The sequence below is a fragment of the Clostridium sp. AF23-6LB genome (genome assembly GCF_003461085.1).
Taxonomy (GTDB): domain Bacteria; phylum Bacillota; class Clostridia; order Lachnospirales; family Lachnospiraceae; genus Coprococcus; species Coprococcus ammoniilyticus.
This window is the reverse complement of the sequence record NZ_QTWK01000001.1, coordinates 637837-659874: the sequence shown is the minus strand read 5'-3', so window position 1 is coordinate 659874 and position 22038 is coordinate 637837. Positions and strand designations below refer to the sequence as shown.

At 41.7% G+C, this 22038-nt stretch carries 20 protein-coding genes and 1 pseudogene; 18 read left to right on the top strand and 3 right to left on the bottom strand.

Going from position 1 to position 22038, the window contains the following annotated elements; genetic code table 11:
* Nucleotides 1–60: 60 nt before the first annotated feature.
* Nucleotides 61–528, bottom strand: a complete 468-nt coding sequence (locus tag DWY07_RS02985; RefSeq protein WP_117822167.1) for a DUF6120 family protein — start codon at nucleotides 526–528, stop codon at nucleotides 61–63.
* Nucleotides 500–829 carry a PadR family transcriptional regulator gene (locus DWY07_RS02980; protein WP_242997295.1) on the bottom strand — a complete coding sequence of 110 codons (330 nt, stop codon included), beginning with the start codon at nucleotides 827–829 and terminating at the stop codon, nucleotides 500–502. Before DWY07_RS02980 ends, DWY07_RS02985 begins: the two co-directional genes overlap by 29 nt.
* Nucleotides 830–1161: 332 nt before the next feature.
* On the opposite strand from DWY07_RS02980, the gene DWY07_RS02975 reads away from it, so the two are divergent.
* From DWY07_RS02975 to DWY07_RS02950, 7 genes are all read left to right on the top strand, one after another.
* Nucleotides 1162–1644 carry a hypothetical protein gene (locus tag DWY07_RS02975; RefSeq protein WP_117785607.1) on the top strand — a complete coding sequence of 161 codons (483 nt, stop codon included), beginning with the start codon at nucleotides 1162–1164 and terminating at the stop codon, nucleotides 1642–1644.
* A gap of 357 nt (nucleotides 1645–2001) precedes the next feature.
* Nucleotides 2002–2577: a hypothetical protein gene (locus DWY07_RS02970; protein ID WP_117785608.1), complete on the top strand. Its 576-nt coding sequence runs from the start codon at nucleotides 2002–2004 to the stop codon at nucleotides 2575–2577.
* Nucleotides 2574–3455: a hypothetical protein gene (locus tag DWY07_RS02965; RefSeq protein ID WP_117785609.1), complete on the top strand. Its 882-nt coding sequence runs from the start codon at nucleotides 2574–2576 to the stop codon at nucleotides 3453–3455. Before DWY07_RS02970 ends, DWY07_RS02965 begins: the two co-directional genes overlap by 4 nt.
* Complete coding sequence (locus tag DWY07_RS02960) at nucleotides 3452–4099, top strand: ATP-binding cassette domain-containing protein (RefSeq protein WP_117785610.1); 648 nt, start codon at nucleotides 3452–3454, stop codon at nucleotides 4097–4099. Before DWY07_RS02965 ends, DWY07_RS02960 begins: the two co-directional genes overlap by 4 nt.
* Complete coding sequence (locus DWY07_RS13505) at nucleotides 4089–4217, top strand: hypothetical protein (RefSeq protein ID WP_264293243.1); 129 nt, start codon at nucleotides 4089–4091, stop codon at nucleotides 4215–4217. Before DWY07_RS02960 ends, DWY07_RS13505 begins: the two co-directional genes overlap by 11 nt.
* A gap of 39 nt (nucleotides 4218–4256) precedes the next feature.
* Nucleotides 4257–4928, top strand: coding sequence for a hypothetical protein (locus tag DWY07_RS02955; RefSeq protein ID WP_117822166.1), 672 nt, complete (start codon nucleotides 4257–4259; stop codon nucleotides 4926–4928).
* 138 nt (nucleotides 4929–5066) lie between these two features.
* Nucleotides 5067–5825 carry an immunoglobulin-like domain-containing protein gene (locus DWY07_RS02950; RefSeq protein WP_117822165.1) on the top strand — a complete coding sequence of 253 codons (759 nt, stop codon included), beginning with the start codon at nucleotides 5067–5069 and terminating at the stop codon, nucleotides 5823–5825.
* Nucleotides 5826–5846: 21 nt separating this feature from the next.
* Here DWY07_RS02950 and DWY07_RS02945 read toward each other — a convergent pair whose 3' ends face one another.
* Entirely contained in the window at nucleotides 5847–6728 is an 882-nt protein-coding gene (locus DWY07_RS02945) for an AraC family transcriptional regulator (RefSeq protein ID WP_117822164.1), read from the bottom strand.
* A gap of 288 nt (nucleotides 6729–7016) precedes the next feature.
* On the opposite strand from DWY07_RS02945, the pseudogene malQ reads away from it, so the two are divergent.
* From malQ to DWY07_RS02895, 11 genes and pseudogenes are all read left to right on the top strand, one after another.
* Nucleotides 7017–8486 (top strand): annotated as a pseudogene (gene malQ, locus DWY07_RS13355) (4-alpha-glucanotransferase); the annotation flags it as partial.
* Nucleotides 8487–8534: 48 nt separating this feature from the next.
* Nucleotides 8535–10784, top strand: coding sequence for a glycogen/starch/alpha-glucan phosphorylase (locus tag DWY07_RS13350; RefSeq protein ID WP_226801062.1), 2250 nt, complete (start codon nucleotides 8535–8537; stop codon nucleotides 10782–10784).
* Nucleotides 10785–10835: 51 nt separating this feature from the next.
* On the top strand, nucleotides 10836–12353 hold the full coding sequence (locus DWY07_RS02935; protein ID WP_117822162.1) for a response regulator: 1518 nt from the start codon (nucleotides 10836–10838) through the stop codon (nucleotides 12351–12353).
* The gene (locus DWY07_RS02930) at nucleotides 12346–14088 is read left to right on the top strand and encodes a sensor histidine kinase (protein WP_117822161.1); all 1743 of its coding nucleotides are present in this window, start codon (nucleotides 12346–12348) and stop codon (nucleotides 14086–14088) included. The genes DWY07_RS02935 and DWY07_RS02930 overlap by 8 nt, the downstream gene beginning before the upstream one ends.
* A 133-nt stretch (nucleotides 14089–14221) precedes the next feature.
* The gene (locus tag DWY07_RS02925) at nucleotides 14222–15529 is read left to right on the top strand and encodes an extracellular solute-binding protein (protein WP_117822160.1); all 1308 of its coding nucleotides are present in this window, start codon (nucleotides 14222–14224) and stop codon (nucleotides 15527–15529) included.
* Between the two features lie 112 nt (nucleotides 15530–15641).
* Nucleotides 15642–17027, top strand: a complete 1386-nt coding sequence (locus DWY07_RS02920; RefSeq protein ID WP_117807138.1) for a sugar ABC transporter permease — start codon at nucleotides 15642–15644, stop codon at nucleotides 17025–17027.
* Nucleotides 17027–17902, top strand: coding sequence for a sugar ABC transporter permease (locus DWY07_RS02915; RefSeq protein ID WP_008399798.1), 876 nt, complete (start codon nucleotides 17027–17029; stop codon nucleotides 17900–17902). The genes DWY07_RS02920 and DWY07_RS02915 overlap by 1 nt, the downstream gene beginning before the upstream one ends.
* A gap of 50 nt (nucleotides 17903–17952) precedes the next feature.
* Nucleotides 17953–19653, top strand: a complete 1701-nt coding sequence (locus DWY07_RS02910; RefSeq protein WP_242997294.1) for an extracellular solute-binding protein — start codon at nucleotides 17953–17955, stop codon at nucleotides 19651–19653.
* Between the two features lie 36 nt (nucleotides 19654–19689).
* Nucleotides 19690–20286, top strand: a complete 597-nt coding sequence (locus DWY07_RS02905) for a sugar O-acetyltransferase (protein WP_117822159.1) — start codon at nucleotides 19690–19692, stop codon at nucleotides 20284–20286.
* Between the two features lie 110 nt (nucleotides 20287–20396).
* A complete protein-coding gene (locus DWY07_RS02900; RefSeq protein ID WP_117807141.1) occupies nucleotides 20397–21377 on the top strand; it encodes a diaminopimelate dehydrogenase in 981 nt (326 codons plus the stop codon).
* A 16-nt stretch (nucleotides 21378–21393) separates the two neighbouring features.
* On the top strand, nucleotides 21394–21921 hold the full coding sequence (locus tag DWY07_RS02895; protein WP_117822158.1) for a nitroreductase: 528 nt from the start codon (nucleotides 21394–21396) through the stop codon (nucleotides 21919–21921).
* Nucleotides 21922–22038 lie beyond the last annotated feature (117 nt).

Sequence of the window (22038 nt, the reverse complement as noted above, 5' to 3'; positions counted from 1 at the left end):
TTTGGTTTCCTTGCTTTTCTCTAAGATAATGTTCCGGTTTTGGAACATGACAGAGTTGGATTAATGTTCCTCTTCATTTGCTGTTGTATCATCATATATATCAGATGGTTCTAGTGCTTCTTCTGCTGAGGATGTTTCCAATTCTTCTATTACTGTGGTGTCATATGCAATTTGGCTTTCCTGAGCATGCAGATAGTCCAGATGAGCAAGAAACATCTTGAATCCGGTTACCAGTAAAATCGCAAGAATGCCTGTGATAACAAGTGATTTAATATAATGTGAAATATGTAATTCTTTTCGAATTGTATCAATGTCTTTTTCAGAAATATAATTGTTTACAAGTTCATGTGGGTCACCAAATTCAGTTACTAACGCCTCATAGGATATAGAAGATCTGGTCTGAGCCATTTCTTCTATATCCTGGCGTAAGTTGGTGATAAATTTACGTTCTGCTTTGTGCATGGTAGGCAACAGATGGCGCACTTTGCGCATATACCTGTTAATTTCCCCTTTTTTCTTCGTGTTCATCTGTTTGTTCATCTCCATTAAATCTTAAAATGTCCTGAATTGCCTGATTGGTCTGGTAGTAATCATGTAACAAAAGATCTAATCGTGTTTTCCCGCTATCCTCTAAGTGATAGTATATACGAATCATTCTTTTTCCCACTTGTTCCTTATGATCAGAGATATATCCGGCATCAATTAATTTGTATAATGCCGGGTATAATGAACCAATCGGAATATCAATGACGCCATTCGTTTCCTGTCTTATGATCTGTGTCAGCTCATATCCATAGTAATCCCGTAAGCTTAACAGATGTAAGACCATTAGTTCGACGGATCCACGTCGAAAGTTGCTTTTTCGATCCATTAGAACACCTCAATTTCAAGGTTTTAATATAACATATATCATTTATTTTGTAAATATACAGAAAAACTAAAATACTATTGACATATACACTTTGTGTTATTAATATATAGATAAAGCAAAACTGTATAGGGTATGAGGGGGAGATGACGATTAACCTTCTCGCTTCTTAATGTTACACGAATTATAAGTTGAAGTTTATGCTTGTATGTGGCTTTGACTGGTATCGTGGCAGCGTGGAAAACATGTAAAAAGTTTTTCATAGTTTATACAATCAGGAGGAGAATAAAATAATGATCAAAAAAAGAATTGGTAACAAAATAATTCTTGCTACAATTGCTGGTATGCTTGTTTTAACTGGTATGGGAATATCGGAGTCAGTATCAAGTGCAGCTAATACATCGGATACAAAATGGGAGGCCGTGCTAGATGAAAATTCTACGCAGGTAAAATATACCAATAAAAGGAGAAAGGATACTAATTCAAAAATTTATATCTACTGGAGTCTAACATATGGGTCTGGTCTTAGTGCAATTTCAGTAGGGGTTTATGGATGCACTGGCGATAGTGCAAAGAAATATCCTGCGGGTAGATTGGATGGAGACAGGAAACGTTTTTATGGTATAAATGGAATGGGAAAGTATGCAATGACTAACTATGTAAATGAATTAAAGTATTCTTATGCCAAGCTAGGTTTTAAGTCACTTTCGGGGTCAGGTGTAGCAAAAGGTGTATGGAGTCCAGATTGTGCTGGATCATATACAGTATTGAAATAGAAGAAAAATATTCTAAAATATATTTTCAACGAGAATTAAAAGGTGAAAAAGTTATGGACAGTTTGTAAAAGGATGTTAACTAGATTCCTATTTCAACTGGAAAAATTGTTGCTCATGAAGCTAATAATTTAATTATTCAGTTAAATCTATCTACCTATTGTCATGAATTTATGGAGAATATATAACGACTGAGCAGCATTTAATGTGAACAAGAATACAAAGCATATCTTTACCAGGATTGACTCATAGCATTATGAAAGAGATGGTTTTCTGCGGGGGACAGGAGACCATCTTTATTCATTTATTTATGCAGGTAATAAATCAGATATCTGCCAGGATGAAAGGAAAAAGGACGAAGTGAATAAAAAGAAGAAAATAGCAGGTATTGTATTGGCAATTGCTGTGTTTTTAATAATTGGAGCCCGGATCTGTTATGTAACTGCACATGCCAGACTGCCGGAACAGAATGTGATCGCACAGGGAGAAAATCTGACATACAGAGGATTAACTTATCAGATCAAAGACGCTGTTTTATGGAATTATGAGGATTATTTCAAAGAACATCCAGAATATCAGAGTTATCAGGAATCGCAGCTTACAGGAGAAAATACGAAGTTATTGATGGTCGCATATACAGTGGAGAAGATTCAGGACCAGAATGTGCTGGAAACGATGCCTTCAATTCAGTATTTCCATGTATTTAATCAATTTGATCCATTCTTTTTCAGTGATCTGAATCCGTCATTATCGGATGGAACATTTGTATCGGGGGATACCCTTTATATTCCTTATGAAATATATAAGGCGAACCTGACAAAGGAACAATGGGAACAGGTGGAGAATAATCAGGTGATATATGAGATGGTTCTCGGAACATATCCGGTGAAAAACAGATTACAGATCACAGATATTGAAATGGAGGGAGAACAGTGAGACAGGTTGTAAGCTTGGAATTAAAGAAAGCGTTCCGGACAAAGGGGTTTTATATTGCACTGATGGTTGGATTGTTGATCAGTCTGTACCATACAGTGTGGATTTACAGAAATGTGTACGCTCCGAATAATGTTGAATACGAAAAGGTTACGGAATTGGGGGAAATGGATAAGGAATATGGATACTGGTATGAGATCGGTGTTCTGGATGGATGGTTAGGAACAGAGCTGCTGTCGCCCTGCAATCAGCTATTCTATCTGTTGCTGCCATTTCTGGCAGTACTTCCATATGGAAGCCAGTTGTTTTCTGAATGGAACAATGGGTATGCCGGGCAGATGATCATACGATGTGGACGACGCAGGTATCTGACAGCCAGAGGAATTGCAGCATTTGTAAGTGGAGGATGTGTGATAGCAATACCATTGCTTGTTAATTTTCTGTCGATTGCCTGTTTTATGCCGATTATTGGAACAGACCCAATGGCATTACAGTCGGTTGTGCCGGGACGGGCACTTCTGGGTGACATTGTGTATGAAGCACCGGCGTTGTATGCAGCATGGTATATTTTTATAGATTTTATCTATGGCGGTTTATTTGCACTGATGGCGCTGGCAATCACACAATTCTGTTACAACCGGTTTGTATTGATGATCCTGCCACTGATGTTTAACTGCTGTATGTATTATGGAATCCACAATCTGATCCCGGATATAAATGCATATAATATCAGTCTGATCCCAAATCCTGCACAACAAGGCATGAAGCTTACCTGGCATTCTCTGTTCTTATCAATGTCAGGAATGTTTCTGATCCTTATAGTGCTGTTTGCTGCAAGTAACTATAAAAAAGATGTATTAAGAACTGGAGCAATGGAATGAAAATAGAAATTACTAATTTGAAAAAAGTGATAAAGGGAACTATCGTACTGGATGATATTAATTATACATTTTCTGGTGGCAGGATCTACGGCTTATGCGGGAAGAATGGATGTGGCAAGACTATGCTGATGCGTTTAATAGCAGGTCTGATCTATCCAAGTTCCGGAACTATACGGATCAAGGATAAAGTGCTTGGTAAAGATATTTCATTTCCGGAAAGTGTTGGTATGTTGATTGAGAATCCATCATTTCTAAATGATTATACAGGGAAACAGAATCTGGAGATGTTGGCTGGTCTTCAGAAAAATGTCGATAAGGCAGAAGTACGCCGGGTGCTGGAACAGGTGGGACTGGATCCGGATGATAAGAGAAAATTTTACAAGTATTCACTTGGTATGCGGCAGCGTCTTGGAATCGCAGCAGCGATCATGGGAAGTCCGGAACTGATCTTGTTAGATGAACCGATCAATGCGATCGATACAGATGGAGTGCAGGAGATCCGTGCAATTATTCGTGGGCTTTCGGCTGAAAACCGTATCATTATCGTTGCCAGTCATGATAAATCTGAAATGGATTATCTAGCAGATGAGAAAATTTATATGTCAGAGGGAAGGCTTATAAAGGAGACGGAGAATGATCGTTAAGTTTTTTCAACATGATATCCGGCAGGGGCTGGTAAAATATATTGGACGATATATTCTGGCTGTGCTGATTGGTGCGATCGCCTGTGGGATGGTCGATCAAGCTGGCGAGTACTTCTAGCAGTGGTATGGACAGAACCTGTCAATATGGGAATATGGTTTGAATCTGTTTCAGGGACAGAGTCCTTTTGTATTTACAAAAGGAAGCAATAATTCATTTGAGGTTCCAATGACGTGGTTTATGCTGTATCTGTGTCTGATGTTCTGTGTTGGAGATTATATCCGGCAGGATATGCATGGATTTGGTATGTATATGATGGTTAAGAGCAGGAAACGTTCAATCTGGTGGTGCTCGAAATGTGTCTGGTGTATTTGTGTGAATCTTCTGTATTTTGCATGTGCATGGCTTGGAACACTTGCGTATGCGTGGGCACGGTATGGAGAGATATCATTCAGGGATCATATAACATTGGCTAACATGATATACGGAACAGATTTTATAGGAGTCGGGGCATCAGATCTGCTTGTGAATCTGCTTGTTTTACCATTAATGGTTGGAATCATACAGTCTCTTCTTCAGATGATACTTACAGTACAGTACAGCAGTTCAGCAGGTATGGTTGTTGTATTTATGATGTTGGTCGTAAGCAGTTATTATGGCAGTCGTTATCTTCCGCATGGATATGCTATGATCACCCGTTTTTTCAGTAGTGATGGAGCAGATGCACTGTCTGTCAGGTTTGGATTATTGTATCTGACCATTTGGATCATTGCTTTGTGGGTGATCGGCTATATCATTGTCCGGAAAAAAGATGTATTTGGCAGGGAATAGGGAGCAATTTTGTATAAACGAAGTTGAATTTGTCCGTTTTCTGCAATATTTGTCCGTTTTATGCAAAGGAGGGTTGTTGGCGGAGTCGGCATACAGTATAGTATATAAAAAAGAACCCAATATGAAGGAGGAAATCAAATGAAAAATGTATTAAAAACTTTAACTGGTATCCTGTTGGTTTTTGCCATGGTGATAACAACAGGTATCAACAGCAATGCAGCGGGTATCAAAACGAATGATGGAGTACAGGCTGCGGAACAGACAACAGAGGCAGTATTGTGCGGAAATAATGTGCATGGAGGTGTTACAACACATGCATGGAAATTATGGATGGGTACAAACACAAAGGTAAGTTTTGATAACCTGCATGCTGTATATGGTGTATCAAATAAGCTTCGGAAGGCAGACTGGAAAGTATCCGATAAGAAAATTGCCAAGGTTGTAAAAACGAAGAATGGTATGCAGATTAAAACAGGCAAGAGGGCAGGTTCTGTAGTTTTACAGGCAAAGTACAGAACATCATCAGAAACGGTTGTTTATAAGCTGAAGATCAAGGTTGTGAAATCAACCTCTGCATACAAGGGAAAAGCTGTGAAAACAGAACTTGTTGAATTTGATCCGGAGTATATGGTAGTTACTTATGTATTGTACAATGGAACAAATAAAGAACGTACATTCAGCAATATGAGAGAACTCAGAAAATATGAAAATGGCAAATGGAAGAAGGTAGACGAAAAGAATATAACGATATCAGAGGGATATGTTCTTCCGGCACATAGCTGCAAGTATTGGACATTCAATCTGGCAGGCCGGTATGATCTTTCAAAGTTAGAGAAAGGTCAGTACCGTCTGTATGTTGGATATAGCAACAAGTATGTATCATTTAAGATAAAATAAACAATGCAGGGAAACGGTTTACTACCGCTTCCGGTATGCTCCCGGAGTGATGCCATATTTCTTCTTGAAGCTCCGGTTGAAGTAGGACAGGTTAAAGAAACCGCAGCTTTCTGCGATGGACAGGATGCTGTCATCGGTTGTGACAAGAAGTCTGGCTGCGATATTTAACCGGAAGTCACACAGATAGGTGGTAAAGGATACACCCATCGTATTCTTAAAAAAACGCATAAAATGGGATTCAGAGAATCCACAGTAAGAAGCAATGTCCGCAATGGATATTGCTTCTTTGTAGTTTCGGTCGATATAAGACAAGATCGCTTTGGTACGATCCAGATTCTTTGCATGATTCTTTCGGTCTGAGGTCTCTGCCTTTTGCTCTGCATGGGCATACAGGGTATAGAAGAATTCAAAATAACAGCTTTTTAGAGCAAGCCGGTATCCTTTTGGAGTAGATGAGCAGAGCACATCCACCCGGTTCAGGCAGGAGGACAGGGCTTCATATAAAGGATCGTCGCGATCATAGATGCTTTTGATATTTAGTTCATCAGAGAGCAGAGGCAGAAAAAACTCACTGTCCAGAGTATCGTGGTTTCTGGATCGGAACAGGTCAACTGAAAAGATGATATTCTCATATTCCATTGAATAGGAGGCATACTGGGAGATGCCGTGGATCCTGCCCGGCAGGATCAGAATGATATCCCCTTCCTCTACATAGTGCGTCGTGAAATCCAGCGTTACATTTCCTTTCCCTTTCTTAATATAAATGATCTCCATATATGGATGCCAGTGAAGTGGGACGGCATTGAAGTCCAGTGGTATGGAGCACAGATAGGTGTTGTAAGGAAACAGTGGATCCACATGTGCTTTGGTCTCCATGTAATTTTCATATTCTAAGCTGTTCATATATAACCTCTCTTTCCTGCCTTTTCTGCTATTTTATTCCTGACAAACAGGTGGAGATGTATGATCGTATCCACTCCATGTAACATTAAATGAATCTTGATAAAATCAAACATGATAGAATAGTATCATAAAATGCTCTTATTATGCAAGAAAGAACAGAAAAAAGATACTAGAATACAAACCAGAACAGACATTCCGTATATAAGACCTTTACCTTACCTTTACCTTTATTAAATGCAGGCAACTGGATAGCTGTTCAATAGAAAATTTAATAAAGAGGTATCAGATATGAAGAAAGCGTTAGAGCGTGGTGCAGGAATCCTACTGCCGATCAGCAGTCTCCCATCCCCATATGGAATCGGATCTCTGGGGAAAGAGGCATATGAATTTGTTGACAGGTTGAAGGAGGCAGGCCAGCGTTACTGGCAGGTGCTTCCGATCGGACCAACCAGCTTTGGCGACAGTCCGTATCAGTCATTTTCAGCATTTGCAGGCAATCCTTATTTTATCGATTTCGACATTCTGATTCATGAAGGTTTACTGACACAGGAGGAGGTAGATGCATACAGCTGGTACGATCAGCCGGATGACATCGATTACGCCCGTCTGTACAGACAAAGGTTTGAGGTATTGAGAAAAGCATATGGTAGATCGAAGCATGAGGCATCAAGGCAGTATGCAGAATTTCTTACGGAAAATGAAAACTGGCTTCCGGATTACGCCCTTTATATGGCGGTCAAGGCAGACCATGAGAACAAAGAATGGTTAAGTTGGGAAGAACCGGTTTTAAAGAGAGAAGAAACAGCACTTTGTAAGTGCAGGGAACAGTTACACGACGAGATCGGATTCTATATGTTCCTTCAGTTCAAATTCGATGAGCAGTGGAAGACACTCAAATCTTACGCCAACCATCATGGTATCAGTCTGATCGGCGACATTCCAATCTATGTAGCACTGGACAGTGCAGATGTATGGGCAAATACAGAACAATTTCAGTTAGATCATGATCTACAACCTGTGTGTGTAGCCGGTTGTCCACCGGATGCATTCTCCGATTACGGTCAGAAATGGGGCAATCCTTTATATAACTGGGATCGTATGGAACAGGATGGGTTCTCCTGGTGGAAGAACCGGATCCGTAAATCAGCCAGTCTCTATGATGTGATCCGTATCGATCATTTCATCGGCGTTGTGCGGTATTACAACATTCCGGCAGACGGAGAGCCAAAGAACGGATTCTATCTGGAAGGTCCGGGAAAGAAGCTTGTAGATGTGATCGACAGTGCCAGAGGAAATGCAAAGGTGATCGCAGAAGATCTGGGAGTCGTTGTGCCGGAGGTACAGAAGCTGGTGAAGGAATCCGGATATCCGGGAATGAAGATCTTACAGTTTGGATTTGACGGAAATGCGGAGAATGAACATGCACCGCATAATCACGAAAAGAATTACGTTGTCTATATCGGAACACACGATAATGACACATTAAAAGGATATATCGAGAATGCATCAAAGGACAATCTTACATTTATGATGGAATATCTGGGAGCGGCAAATGAACAGGAGATCCCGGAGAAGATGATGCAGGTATTATATATGAGCCCTGCCGATACCGTTATCGTTCAGATGCAGGATCTGCTTGGAAAGGATAACGAAGCACGGATGAATCTTCCGTCTACGATCGGTACAAACTGGCGCTGGCGGATGAAGAAGGGTGAATTTACAGACGAGATCAGAGACAGATTAAGGGAATTAACAAGAGTATATGGAAGAAATGCTGTGAAGCAGTATTTTTGTAAGGAGGATATAATGTTAACAGAGATTTGTAAGAAGAAATATAATAAAACGATCAAGGAATGCAGCAATGAGGAGATCTATTTTGCGCTGCTTGATATGACAAAGGAATTAGCAGAAGACAAGGTTACAGAAGATGGTAAGAAAAAGGTTTACTATATATCAGCAGAGTTCCTGATCGGTAAGCTGTTATCCAATAACCTGATCAATCTTGGAATCTTTGATGAAGTAAAACAGGTGCTGGCAGAAAACGGCAAGAGCATCTATGATATCGAAGAAGTAGAGCCGGAACCATCCCTTGGAAATGGCGGACTTGGACGACTGGCAGCCTGCTTCCTTGATTCGATGGCAACACTCGGACTTCCGGGAGATGGTATCGGGTTAAATTACCATATGGGTCTGTTCAAGCAGGTATTTGAGAATAACTACCAGAAGGAGACTGCAAATCCATGGATCGAGGCAGACAGTTGGCTGACAAAGACCGATGTAAGCAACACGATCCGGTTTGGAAACTGTACCGTACAGTCCAGAATGTATGACATCGATGTGACAGGTTATGAGAACCGCACAAATAAGCTGCATTTATTTGATATTGAGAGCGTGGATGAGAGCATCATGGAGCCGGATGGCATTAGCTTTGATAAGACAGATATCAAGAAGAACCTGACACTCTGTCTCTACCCGGATGACAGTGACGAAGCCGGCAACTTACTTCGTATCTATCAGCAGTATTTCATGGTTGCAAATGGTGCAAAGCTGATCCTTGCAGAGGCAAAGGAGAAAGGCTCGAATCTGCATGACCTTGCAGACTATGCTGCCGTTCAGATCAATGACACACATCCGTCTATGGTGATTCCTGAATTGATCCGTCTGTTGATGGAAGAGGGTATCTCCTTTGATGAAGCAACAGAGATTGTAACCGATGTATGTGCTTACACAAATCATACGATCCTTGCAGAAGCATTGGAGAAATGGCCGGTCGCTTATCTGGAGAAGGTCGTTCCACAGCTTATGCCTGTGATCCGTATGCTGGATAAAAAGGTCAGAAACCGTTATAAGGATGAGCGTGTTTATATCATAGATGGAGATTCCCGTGTGCATATGGCACATATCGATATGCATTACAGCCACAGTGTAAATGGTGTTGCTTATCTGCATACCGAGATCCTGAAGAATTCAGAGCTGCATCCATTTTATGAGATCTATCCTGAGAAATTCAACAATAAGACAAACGGTATCACATTCAGAAGATGGTTATTACACTGCAATGAAAAGCTGGCAGCCTACATCACAGAGCTGATCGGACCGGACTACAAGAAGGATGCCGATAAGTTACAGGAGCTGGCTTCTTACTATAAGGATAAGAACGTATTAGAAGAGATCCTTGCGATCAAGCAGAGCAATAAGGCAGTCTTAAAGGACTACCTGAAAGAGACACAGGGAATCGACATCAACGAGAATTCAATCTTTGATATCCAGGTCAAGAGACTGCATGAATACAAGCGTCAGCAGATGAATGCCCTCTGGGTGATCTACAAATATTTTGAGATCAAGAAGGGACATCTGCCTGAGACTCCGATCACAGTTATATTTGGAGCAAAGGCTGCACCTGCTTATACGATCGCAAAGGACATCATTCATCTGATCCTCTGTCTGCAGGAGCTGATCGACAATGATCCTGAGGTAAGTCCGTACTTGAAAGTTGTCATGATCGAGAATTATAATGTATCAAAAGCAGCAAAGATCATTCCGGCATGCGATATCTCAGAGCAGATCTCACTGGCATCCAAGGAAGCATCCGGAACAGGAAATATGAAGTTCATGCTAAATGGTGCGGTTACTCTTGGAACCCGTGACGGTGCAAATGTAGAGATCGGAGAACTGGTGGGCGAGGATAATATTTATTTCTTTGGTGAATCCAGTGAAGAAGTGATCGAGCACTATGCAAAGGCAGACTATGTGGCAAGAGAGTATTATGAGAAGCCGGAGATCAAGAAGCTGGTAGACTTTATTGTGAGTGATGAGCTGCTTGCGATCGGTCAGAAGGAATCACTTGCCAGACTTCATAACGAGCTGATCGTAAAAGACTGGTTTATGACGCTTCTTGATGTCTGTGATTACATTCAGACAAAGGAACAGGTGCTTGCCGATTATGAAGACCGTATGGGCTGGGCTGAGAAGACTCTGGTAAATATCAGCAAGGCAGGCTTCTTCTCCTCCGATCGTACGATTGCAGAATATAATAAAGATATCTGGAAGCTGTAAAATGTGTTAAAATAAGATATATATTTCCACCATAGAAAGGCGTTGATAGATATGTACAAGATATTGATCGTAGATGATGAGAAGATAGAAAGAAACGGTATTCGGTTTCTTTTAAAAAAACTGAATCTGGAATTTGAGATTGCAGAGGCGGTAAATGGTGTGGATGCACTGGAGAAGCTGGAGAAAGAAGATTTTGATATCCTGCTTACAGATGTAAAGATGCCTTTCATGGATGGAATCCAACTGATCGACCATGTTGTGAAGGAAAAGAAAAAGCTGCGCACAGTCATATTCAGCGGATGCAATGAATTCGACTATGCAAAGAAAGCGATCCGGCTGGGGGTTGTTGATTATATCTTAAAACCGGTCGATCCAAATGAATTCAAGAATACTCTGAATAAGGTTGTAAATGAACTGGAAGAGGCAAAGGCTTCGGACGAGCTGAAGAACAAGAGCATGGAATTCTTATATGAGCATGCGCTCTATATGCTGTTGAACGGAACGGATGTTACGAAGCTCAGACAGGAATACAGCGGATTATCGCTTGATCTGGGTAAATTCAAGAATATGCTTTTGATGGAATTCAATCATGATTTCTTCGGCAGACGTGGAGTGGATTTCAAAGAGAACGAGAACTTAAAGTCAATTGGAATCCTGCAATATCTGAACCTGAACCAGCAGCAGGAGATCTTATTCTTAGGGGATGAGATGAATATTCTCCGTAAGGCAAATGAGATCGTAAAGATCATCAAAGCCGATTATGATGCTGACTGTTACATAGCGATATCCTCTGATATCGGTGATCTGTCCGAAGTGGCAGATAAGATGGAAGAGCTCGAAGTGCTGATGGAGAACAAATTCTACCATCCGGAGATCCATGTATTTTATCCGAACATGGAGGGCGAGACTCCGGGTATTATCCAGTTCGATGATGATACCTTTATGAAGCAGATGAAACAGGATATCAAGATGAAGGATGTGGAAGCACTCCGGGAGCATTTCCAGAGATTCTGTGAGAAGTACAGACATAAGACAGAGTACTCCCAAATCTATATCAAGTTCCTGTTCTCGAATCTGATGAAGGATATCTACGGAAGCATCGATGAGACTGACGAAGCAGAGTTAAATAAAGACATTGAGAAATTATATATGGCGACAGATTTTCAGGTGTTGACGGATCTTGTCGAAGAAGCGATCCGGAGACTGGAAAACTGTTTTGCAGGAAAAACACAGACAGCTCATCGGGAAGTAGAATTGGTGAAGCAGTATATTTACCGGAACTATGGAAGCGAGCTTGGAATCGATATGCTGGCGGATATGGTACATCTTGCACCGAGCTATCTAAGTACGGTATTTAAGAAGGAGACCGGACAGAATCTAAGCAAATTCATCAAGGCATACCGGATGGAACAGGCAAAGGATATGTTAGAGAACAGCATGACGAAGATCGTAGATATCAGTGTGGCATGCGGATATCCGAATGTGTCTTACTTCTGTTCCAGCTTCCGTGAGTTCTTTGGCGTGAGCCCGCAGAAATTCAGAGAGAGCGGAGGACAGGCGGATGCATAAAGAACGGATAGATAAAAGGGTAAAAAGAGGGTTCCAGAATCTGCGATTATCCGGCAAGCTGTTGGTTATTTATATACTTGCCGGGTTTCTGCCGATCATGATCACGCTAACGATCACCTACCATGAGATGAAGAAGATCCTGTGGGATCGTGAGACAATGATCCTGGAATCGTATCTGACACAGACGACAGATGCGCTTGATAATGAGTTAGAGATTTATAACAATCTTTCTAATTATATATCCTATAATCAGTCGATCGCGAAGATCTTAAGCTCAGATCAGAGTACATATCAGAATTATGAGCAGGTGGCAAGTGTTATAGATCCCCTGCTTTCTTCTATTATGTATTTTCATGATGATGTAAAGCAGGTAACGATCTACACGGATGCCTGTCAGGTGAAGCACGGCAGTACGATCGCCCCCATTACCACGATTGAAAATGAAGAGACGAACTATGGAATAGTTGACGATAACCAGATCCACTGGATCGTGAATGCGAAGGATAAGACTGCGTATTCGTTAAACCGCATGGCCATGCTGGAGCAGAAAAAGGCGAAGGGTCTGCTCTATGTAGGGGTGGATTATGACAGCGTATTCCAGCCGTTTAATAACGAAACGGTATTTGATAATTATGGCGTTGTGATAGAGGATGCAGAAGGTAACTGCATCTTTAAAAAGAGTGTATTTACAGAAGAAAAACAGCCGTATGAATTATCAGAGGAACAGTTCTTTGCAACAGTAGGGCAGAAGGATTCCGGTTATCAGTTTATTAAGCGGGAGTCGAAGGCATCCGGCTGGAAGATCTGGATCTATAAGCCGGATCGACTGATCATTTCTTCGATTCAGCCAATCTTAATAATTGCTGCAGCAGCAATCCTGGTCAGTCTGATCGCAGCAGTCGCATGTATCCGTATAATTTCCGAGTTCATAACGAAACGTATCAGTAAGCTTCAGAAGAAAATGCGTAATCTGGAAACCGGGAATCTTGGTATGGAGATTGAGAATGACAGTACGGATGAGATCGGTGATCTGATCAATGGTTATAACAGTATGACGAAGCGTCTGGATGCAACGATCAATGAAGTATACCGAAGCAAGATCAAAGAAAAGGAATATGAGATGCGGGCGTTGCAGGCGCAGATCAATCCGCATTTCCTGTATAATTCCCTGTCTATCATTAACTGGAAAGCATTAGAGGCAGACCAGGAGGATATCAGTCGTATCACGTTGTCGTTGTCCACCTTTTACCGGACAGCGTTAAATAAGGGAAAGAATATCCTGCTTGTCCGGGATGAGATCGCGAACATCAAAGCATATCTGGATATCCAGCTTACGATGCACGATGACAGTTTCGATGTTATCTATGATATCGATGATTCCATTTTAAAATATGAAACACTGAACCTGATCTTACAGCCGATCCTCGAGAATGCGATCCATCATGGCATAGATCTGAAACAGGATGGCAGAGGAGAGATCTGCATCAGTGGAAAAGAGGACGATAAAGATATCCGGTTTGCGGTATCCGATAATGGTGTCGGTATGACCCAAGAACAGGCGGAGCTGATACTGACTGCCGATTCGAAGGGCTATGGTGTGCGAAATGTCAATGAACGTATCAAACTGTATTATGGCGCGGAATATGCGGTTTGTATCGACAGTGAAGTTGGCAGGGGAACGACTGTCACGATCCATTTTCCAAAAGAACTGCATGCAGAAATCAAACATTCATAAAAAACCAACATGTTTCTGAAATTATTGATATATACGGTGAAACGGTTCCTTTTTATAATAATGTCATAAGGTAAAGGTACTGCAAAAGTATTAAAAAACAAAAAAACATGATTTATTTAAAGGAGGAACGGTTATGAAGTTTAGAAAGTATGCAGCGATTGCACTGGCAGGAGCTATGTGCATGTCATTACTCGCAGGATGTGGAGATAAGAAGGATGATACATCTAAGGATTCCACAACAGCATCAAATGCAGAGGCAACATCAGGAGAGAGTACTGATGCATCTGCAGAAGAAGAAAACATTAAAGCAACAATTACAGTATGGGGACCTGCTGAGGATCAGTCACCGGATTATGGTGAATGGCTTCAGGGAAGATGTGAAGCATTTAATAAGGAACATCCAAATTGGGATCTTTCATTTGAATATGGTACATGCAGCGAGGCAGATGCAGGAAAGACCGTAACACAGGATGTATCCGCATCAGCAGATGTATATATGTTCGCAAACGACCAGTTACAGACACTGATCGATGCAAATGCAATCTCGGAGTTAGGCGGAAGCACAGCAGACTATGTAAAGTCAACAAACTCACAGGCAGTTGTGGATTCTATCACAGTAGATGGCGGAATCTATGGTGTTCCGTTTACAACAAATACATGGTTTTTATACTATAACAAGAAAGTATATTCAGACAGCGATGTAAAGAGCCTTGATACAATGCTTGAAAAAGGAAAAGTTGCTTTTCCTCTTACAAACAGCTGGTATGATGCAGCATTTTATCTTGCAAACGGATGTACATTATTCGGTGATGGTACAGATAATGACGCAGGAATCAACTTTGGCGGAGATAATGGAAAGGCTGTTACAGATTACCTTGTAGATCTTGTAGCAAATAAGAATTTTGTAAATGATGAATCCGGTGTCGGTATTTCCGGTATGACAGATGGATCTATCGCAGCTATGTTTTCCGGTTCATGGGATTATAAGGCATTACATGATGCACTTGGTGATGATCTTGGAATCGCAGCTATGCCTACAGCCAAGATCGGCGGATCTGACAAGCAGTTACTTTCATTTGCCGGTTCAAAGGCAATCGGTGTAAATCCAAACTGTGAATATCCACAGGTAGCAGTAGCACTTGCCCTGTACCTTGGTAACGAAGAATCACAGCAGTCACATTATGAAGCAAGAAGCATTGTTCCTTGTAACACAAATCTTTTAGAGAGTGATACGGTAAAGAATGATGCATTAGTAACAGCTCAGAACGATACCTTCAACAAGACATCTATGATCCAGCCATTTGTACCTAAGATGAGTAACTTCTGGACACCGGCAGAGAATTTTGGTAAGGCACTCTTAAACGGTGAAGTTACACATGATAATGCTGCTGAGCAGACAGAAGCATTCAATACATCATTGAACACAGATGTAGCAGAGTAAAAATAAACAGATCATAAGATAGAGTGTTCCATTTCCACAGGGGTGGTGGAACACTTTATTTTATGAAAGAGACGTAAAAACGCAACATTTACTTTGAGACGGAGGTGTCAGGATGGCTGAAGCGACAGTAAGCAAAAAGAAAAAAATAAGACGAAGTGATTATCCATATACTGTTTTCAAGGCCATGAGAAATGGTGACTGGATCACCAGATTATCGTTCCTGATCATGGGATTCGGAAACATTGTCAGAAAACAGTTTGTAAAAGGTGTATCATTTCTGGTACTTGAAAGCATATTTATTTATTTCATGATAAAAAACGGTGCATCTCTTCTGACCGATTTCTTCCATCTGGGAGGAGCAGAACAGGAGAAGGTGTGGAATGATGCAAAAGGCATATTTGAATATACACAGGGTGACAATTCTCTTTTGATGTTATTATATGGAGTAGCCACGGTATTTATCATATTTGCATTTGTATGCCTCTGGGTAGTCAGTGTCGAGAGCGCATATCGTGCACAGTGCCTGCATGATGCAGGGAAGAAAGTTCCGGGATTCACAGATGATATTAAGAGTTTATTTGATAAAAATCTTCATATGTTTCTGCTTCCACTTCCGGTACTCGGGATTGTTGTCTTTACGATCCTGCCGCTCGTATTCATGATCTGTATGGCATTTACAAATTACAGTAAGCTGGATTCACATACGGTATTGTTTAACTGGGTAGGACTGAAAAACTTTGCTAAGATTTTGAATTTTAATGACGCAGTCGGTAGTACATTCTGGTCTGTTCTTGGATGGACACTGGTATGGGCGGTTGCTGCGACATTTACCAACTATATCTTCGGTATGATCCTTGCAATGGTCATCAATCGAAAGGGAACAAGATGTAAGGGTGTGTGGAGGTCGATCTTCATGTTATCCGCAGCCGTTCCACAGTTTGTATCCCTGCTTTTGATGCGTACGATCTTCAGTCAGAATGGTATCGTAAATACCTTATTACTGAATCATCATATCATCGACAATGCAATTCCGTTCTGGAGCAACGCAACCATTGCCCGTATCATGGTTATCGTGATCAATATCTGGATCGGTATTCCGTTTACCATTATGCAGGTGACCGGTATCTTACAAAGTATACCGGAAGATATCTATGAGGCCGCAAAAGTAGATGGAGCCGGACCGGTGAAGATCTTCTTTAAGATCACACTTCCATATATGTTATTTGTAACAGCTCCGTATCTGATCACGACCTTTGCAGGTAATATTAATAACTTTAATGTAATCTATCTTCTGTCAAACGGAGCACCGATTCCGGTTGGAAAGACAGCAGGAAAGACCGATCTTCTGGTTACCTGGCTCTACAAGCTGACAGTTGATAATCAGTATTATAATCTGGGTGCGGTTATCGGTATCATGACATTTATCGTTCTTGCGATCGTATCTCTGATCACCTATCATAATACAACATCTTATAAAGACGAGGAGGGATTCCAGTAATGACTAAAACAGGTAAGAAAATAAATGGAAAACAGAAGCTTACACCATCGGATATCGTTGTTCATATTATACTGGTAATTCTTTCCGTGATCTGGGTGATCCCGATTCTGTGGATCGTTCTGATCAGCTTCCGTGGAGAAAAAGGACAGTATGTTTCTACATTGCTGCCAAAGGCGTATACTCTTGGCAATTACACAAAGTTATTTACAGATACCGGTATCCTGAATTTTCCGAAGATGTTCATGAATACTTTGATTATTGCGATCTTCTCCTGTATAATATCTACAGTATTTGTATTGGCGATGTCATACTGTATGTCGAGAATGCGTTTCCGACTGAGACGCCCATTTATGAATGTAGCATTGATCCTTGGTATGTTCCCGGGATTCATGGCTATGATCGCAGTTTATTATATCTTAAAGGCGATCGGACTGTCAGAAGGATCCTTGATCCGTGTTGCACTTATCCTGGTTTATTCCGGTGGTGCAGGCTTACAGTTCTATATTGCAAAAGGCTTCTTTGATACGATTCCGAAGTCGATCGAGGAAGCAGCTTATCTGGACGGAGCAACCAGATGGCAGTCGTTTACTAAGATCATTATTCCGTTAAGCCGTCCGATCATTGTATATACGGTTCTGAATTCCTTTCTTGCTCCTTGGATTGATTTCGTATTTGCAAAGGTTATCTGCCGTGCAAATAAGGATTACTATACCGTATCTATCGGACTTTGGAATATGTTAGAGAAAGAATATGTGTATCCGTGGTTCAATTCCTTTGCAGCCGGTGCGGTGCTGATCTCAATTCCGATCATCATTCTGTTCATGTTTATGCAGAAGTGTTATCGTGAGAGCTTCTCCGGTGGTGTAAAAGGTTAAGGGATCATATGATTATTTGCTTATAGTTTGGTTGAAACAGAGGAATGTATATGATTACAGGTTCGTATTTAAAAAAGATTATTTCATGTGTGCTGATTATAAATTTATTGATCTTATGTGGATGCGGTGATTCCGGGGCTACCCCCTCCACCCGGGAGAATGCAGAGACAAAAGAAGAATATGAAGCTGCGTTATATACAGCCCGCACGACACCTTACGGAAAATATCCGGAACAGCTTACCTACACATTGGGTAAGCTGTCCGGAGCAAATAATTCCAATCTCCCGGATGGCGAGACGTATGAAAATAATGCTTATACAAGGCTGTTGAATGAAAGGCTAAATGTTCAAAACCAGGATGTGTTTGAGGCTATGGATGAGCAATATACCGATAGTGTGACCATGGTGATCGCACAGAATGATCTTCCGGATGTGATGATCGTGGAGGATCTGGATGAGCTTCAGTATCTGGTGGATAATGATATGATCGCAGATCTGACAGACAGCTATAATAACTGTATGAGCGATACGATCAAGAATATATATGGAAGCTATGGTCGGGATATCCTTGATGTTGTAACCTTTGGCGGGAAGATCATGGCGATACCGGAAACGAATATCTCAGACGGACCGAATCTGATCTGGCTTCGTAAGGATTGGATGGATGCACTTGGGCTGTCCGCACCGAGAACACTCTCGGATGTAGAAGAGATCATAAGACAATTTAAAGAAAAAGACCCCGGACATAATGGGGCAGGAAATACCGTAGGGCTTGTATGTGATACCAGTCTCTGCGGCGGTTGTGGTTATAGCAGCGAATACACATTAGATATTATATTTGCTGCATATGGTGCATTTCCGAAACAGTGGATTTATGATGAGGACGGCAATGTTGTCTATGGTTCGGTTCAGCCGGAGGCGAAAGAGGCACTTGCCCATATCCATGAGTTGTATAAAGAGGGAATTCTGGATCAGGATTTTCTGATGCGGACGAGCAGTAACCTGATCGAGCTGATCGTGGATGGTCAATGCGGTTCTTTCTTTGGCCCTTGGTGGGCGCCGAATAATCCACTGATGCAGGCAGTGGAACAGAATAAAGATGCCGAGTGGCAGCCTTATCTGATCGCAACAGAGGAATCCGGACTTACCAGTTATCATACACAGAATCCTTCCAGTAAGTATATTGTAGTGCGTAAGGGTTATGAATATCCGGAGATTGCATGTAAGATTGTTAGTGTATTATTTGACTATTTGCGGTATAATGACAGAGACAATCAGGAGATTGTCGATTATTATAAAGAAAATGTAGACCCTACCGCCAGACCGTTTGCGATTAATGTAGATTACAACAATGCTTTGCAGATCTGCTATGGAGAATTGAATCATGTATTTGCGGGGGACAAATCCGCAGATGATCTGAACGTACTGGAATATTCCTATTATGAGGCATGCGAATCCTATCTGAAGGATGCGGAGAATGCCAGTGCGGAAGATTGGGCGGCGTACGCTTCCCGTATCACAGCCTGTAAGATCTTAAACGATGGAAGGACAAACAAAGTAGAGTCGTTATATTTTGGAGAAACGGAAACGATGGTCACAGACTGGTGGAGCCTTGAGAATCTGGAAAGTGACACCTATCTAAAGATTGTAACCGGCGAGAGCTCACTCGATGAATTTGATCGTTTTGTCGAGAATTGGTATCAGAATGGCGGGGAAACGATTACAAAAGAGGTACGGGCTGAGATCGAATAAGAAGTTTCCAGTGCTTTTATACGGAGGCATATTAAGATGACAGAAAGAGAAAAAATGATAGCAGGATTCGTTTATGATCCATCTGATGATGAATTAATACAATTAAGACAGAATGCGCATCGGTTGAGTAAGGAGTATAATGACTGCTTTGAGACGGATGAGAAACGCGAGAAGATTCTGGCAGAGCTGATTCCGAATAAGGGTAAGAATGTATATCTTCAGGGACCGGTTCAGTTCGATTACGGCTGCTTTACCGAGATAGGCGAGAACAGTTATGCGAATTTTAATTTTACCTGTCTGGACTGTGCACCTGTTAAGATCGGCTGCAATGTATTTATGGGACCGAATGTTTCTCTGCTGACACCGATGCATCCGTTTCGTTTTCAGGAGCGTAACATTTATAAGAGGGAAGACGGCGCGTATACAGACCGGGAGTATGCGAAGCCGATCACGATCGGAGATAACTGTTGGCTGGCAGGAAATGTAACAGTATGTGGCGGTGTAACGATTGGCAGCGGTTCTGTGATCGGAGCGGGAAGCGTGGTTACGAGAGATATCCCATCGGGAGTACTGGCTGCCGGAAATCCATGCAGAGTCATTCGCGAGATCACGGAGGAAGACTGTTTAAAGTAGAATTATATTGTTGAGAAAAAGAAATGGGAGTCTGTCAATGAAAAAGTTGACAGGCTCTTTTTGAATCATTAAACTGAAAGAAGAGTAATTTTTGTAAAGGAGTATGAAACATGAAAATAGGTATTTTAGGATATGGAAATCTTGGACGAGGTGTTGAGTGTGCAATCAAGCAGAATCCGGATATGGAGCTTGCAGCGGTATTTACCAGACGTGCACCTGAGACAGTATCGATATTGACAGAGGGAGCAGCCGTTTGTTCTGTAAATGATGTGGAGCAGTGGAAGGATAAGATCGATGTTATGATACTCTGCGGCGGCAGTGCTACCGATCTGCCGGAGCAGACACCAAAGTATGCAGAGATGTTCAATGTTGTAGACAGCTTCGATACACATGCAAGAATTCCGGAGCATTTTGCAAATGTAGATGCTGCCGCAAAGAAGAATGGTCATGTCGGCATCATCTCAGTAGGCTGGGATCCGGGTATGTTCTCTTTAAACCGTATGTATGCAAATGCAATCTTACCGGAAGGCCGTGATTATACATTCTGGGGAAAAGGTGTCAGCCAGGGACATTCCGATGCAATCCGTCGTGTAGAGGGTGTTAAGGATGGCAAGCAGTACACGATCCCTGTAGAAGCAGCACTGGAAGCAGTCAGAAATGGTGAGAATCCCGAACTTACAACCAGACAGAAGCACACAAGAGAGTGCTTTGTTGTATTAGAGGACGGTGCCGATCCTGTAAAAGTTGAAGAAACGATCAAGAACATGCCAAACTATTTTGCCGATTATGATACAACGGTTCACTTTATCAGTGAAGAAGAATTAAAGGCAAACCACAGTGGAATTCCTCATGGTGGATTTGTGATCCGTTCCGGTAAGACCGGCTGGAATCTGGAAAATAATCATGTGATCGAATACAGCCTGAAGCTGGATTCCAATCCGGAATTCACATCCTGTGTCATCGTGGCTTATGCAAGAGCAGCATACCGCCTGTACAAAGAAGGACAGAGCGGATGTAAGACCGTGTTCGATATAGCACCGGCGTACTTGAGCGCAAAAGACGGAGCGGAACTCCGCAAGAGCTTGTTGTAATAAGGAGGATTTTGAGATGAGCGTTGTTTTGGATGAGATGAAGACGAGAAGAAGTATCCGGAAATTCAAACCGGATATGGTTCCGGCAGATGTTCTGGATCAGATCATTGAAGCAGGAACATTTGCTGCAAATGGCAGAGGCTTGCAGTCTCCGATCATTATTGCGGTAACAAATAAAGAGATGCGGGATAAGATCATGGAGATGAACCGTAAGATCGGCGGCTGGGAGGAAGGCTTTGATCCGTTTTACGGAGCACCTGTTATATTGATCGTACTGGCAGATGCATCCTGTCCGACTGCTGTCTATGACGGAAGCCTGACGATGGGAAATCTGATGCTTGCCGCACATGATCTTGGAATCGGAAGCTGCTGGATTCATCGTGCAAAAGAAGAATTCGAAAGCGAAGAAGGAAAGCAGATCCTTGAAGGCCTTGGAATTACCGGCAACTATATCGGTGTCGGACATTGCGCACTTGGATTTACGGATGGAGCGTATCCTGATGTTATTCCAAGAAAGGATAACAGAGTATACTATATTCGCTAAGCAGTTATTGACATTCTGAAAAAATATGGTAGAATACCAACGAAAACGAATGAAGTGGATTTTTCCGGATAATAAATAAGTCATCTTTTCGCCACACAGCTATAAGTGAAACCATTT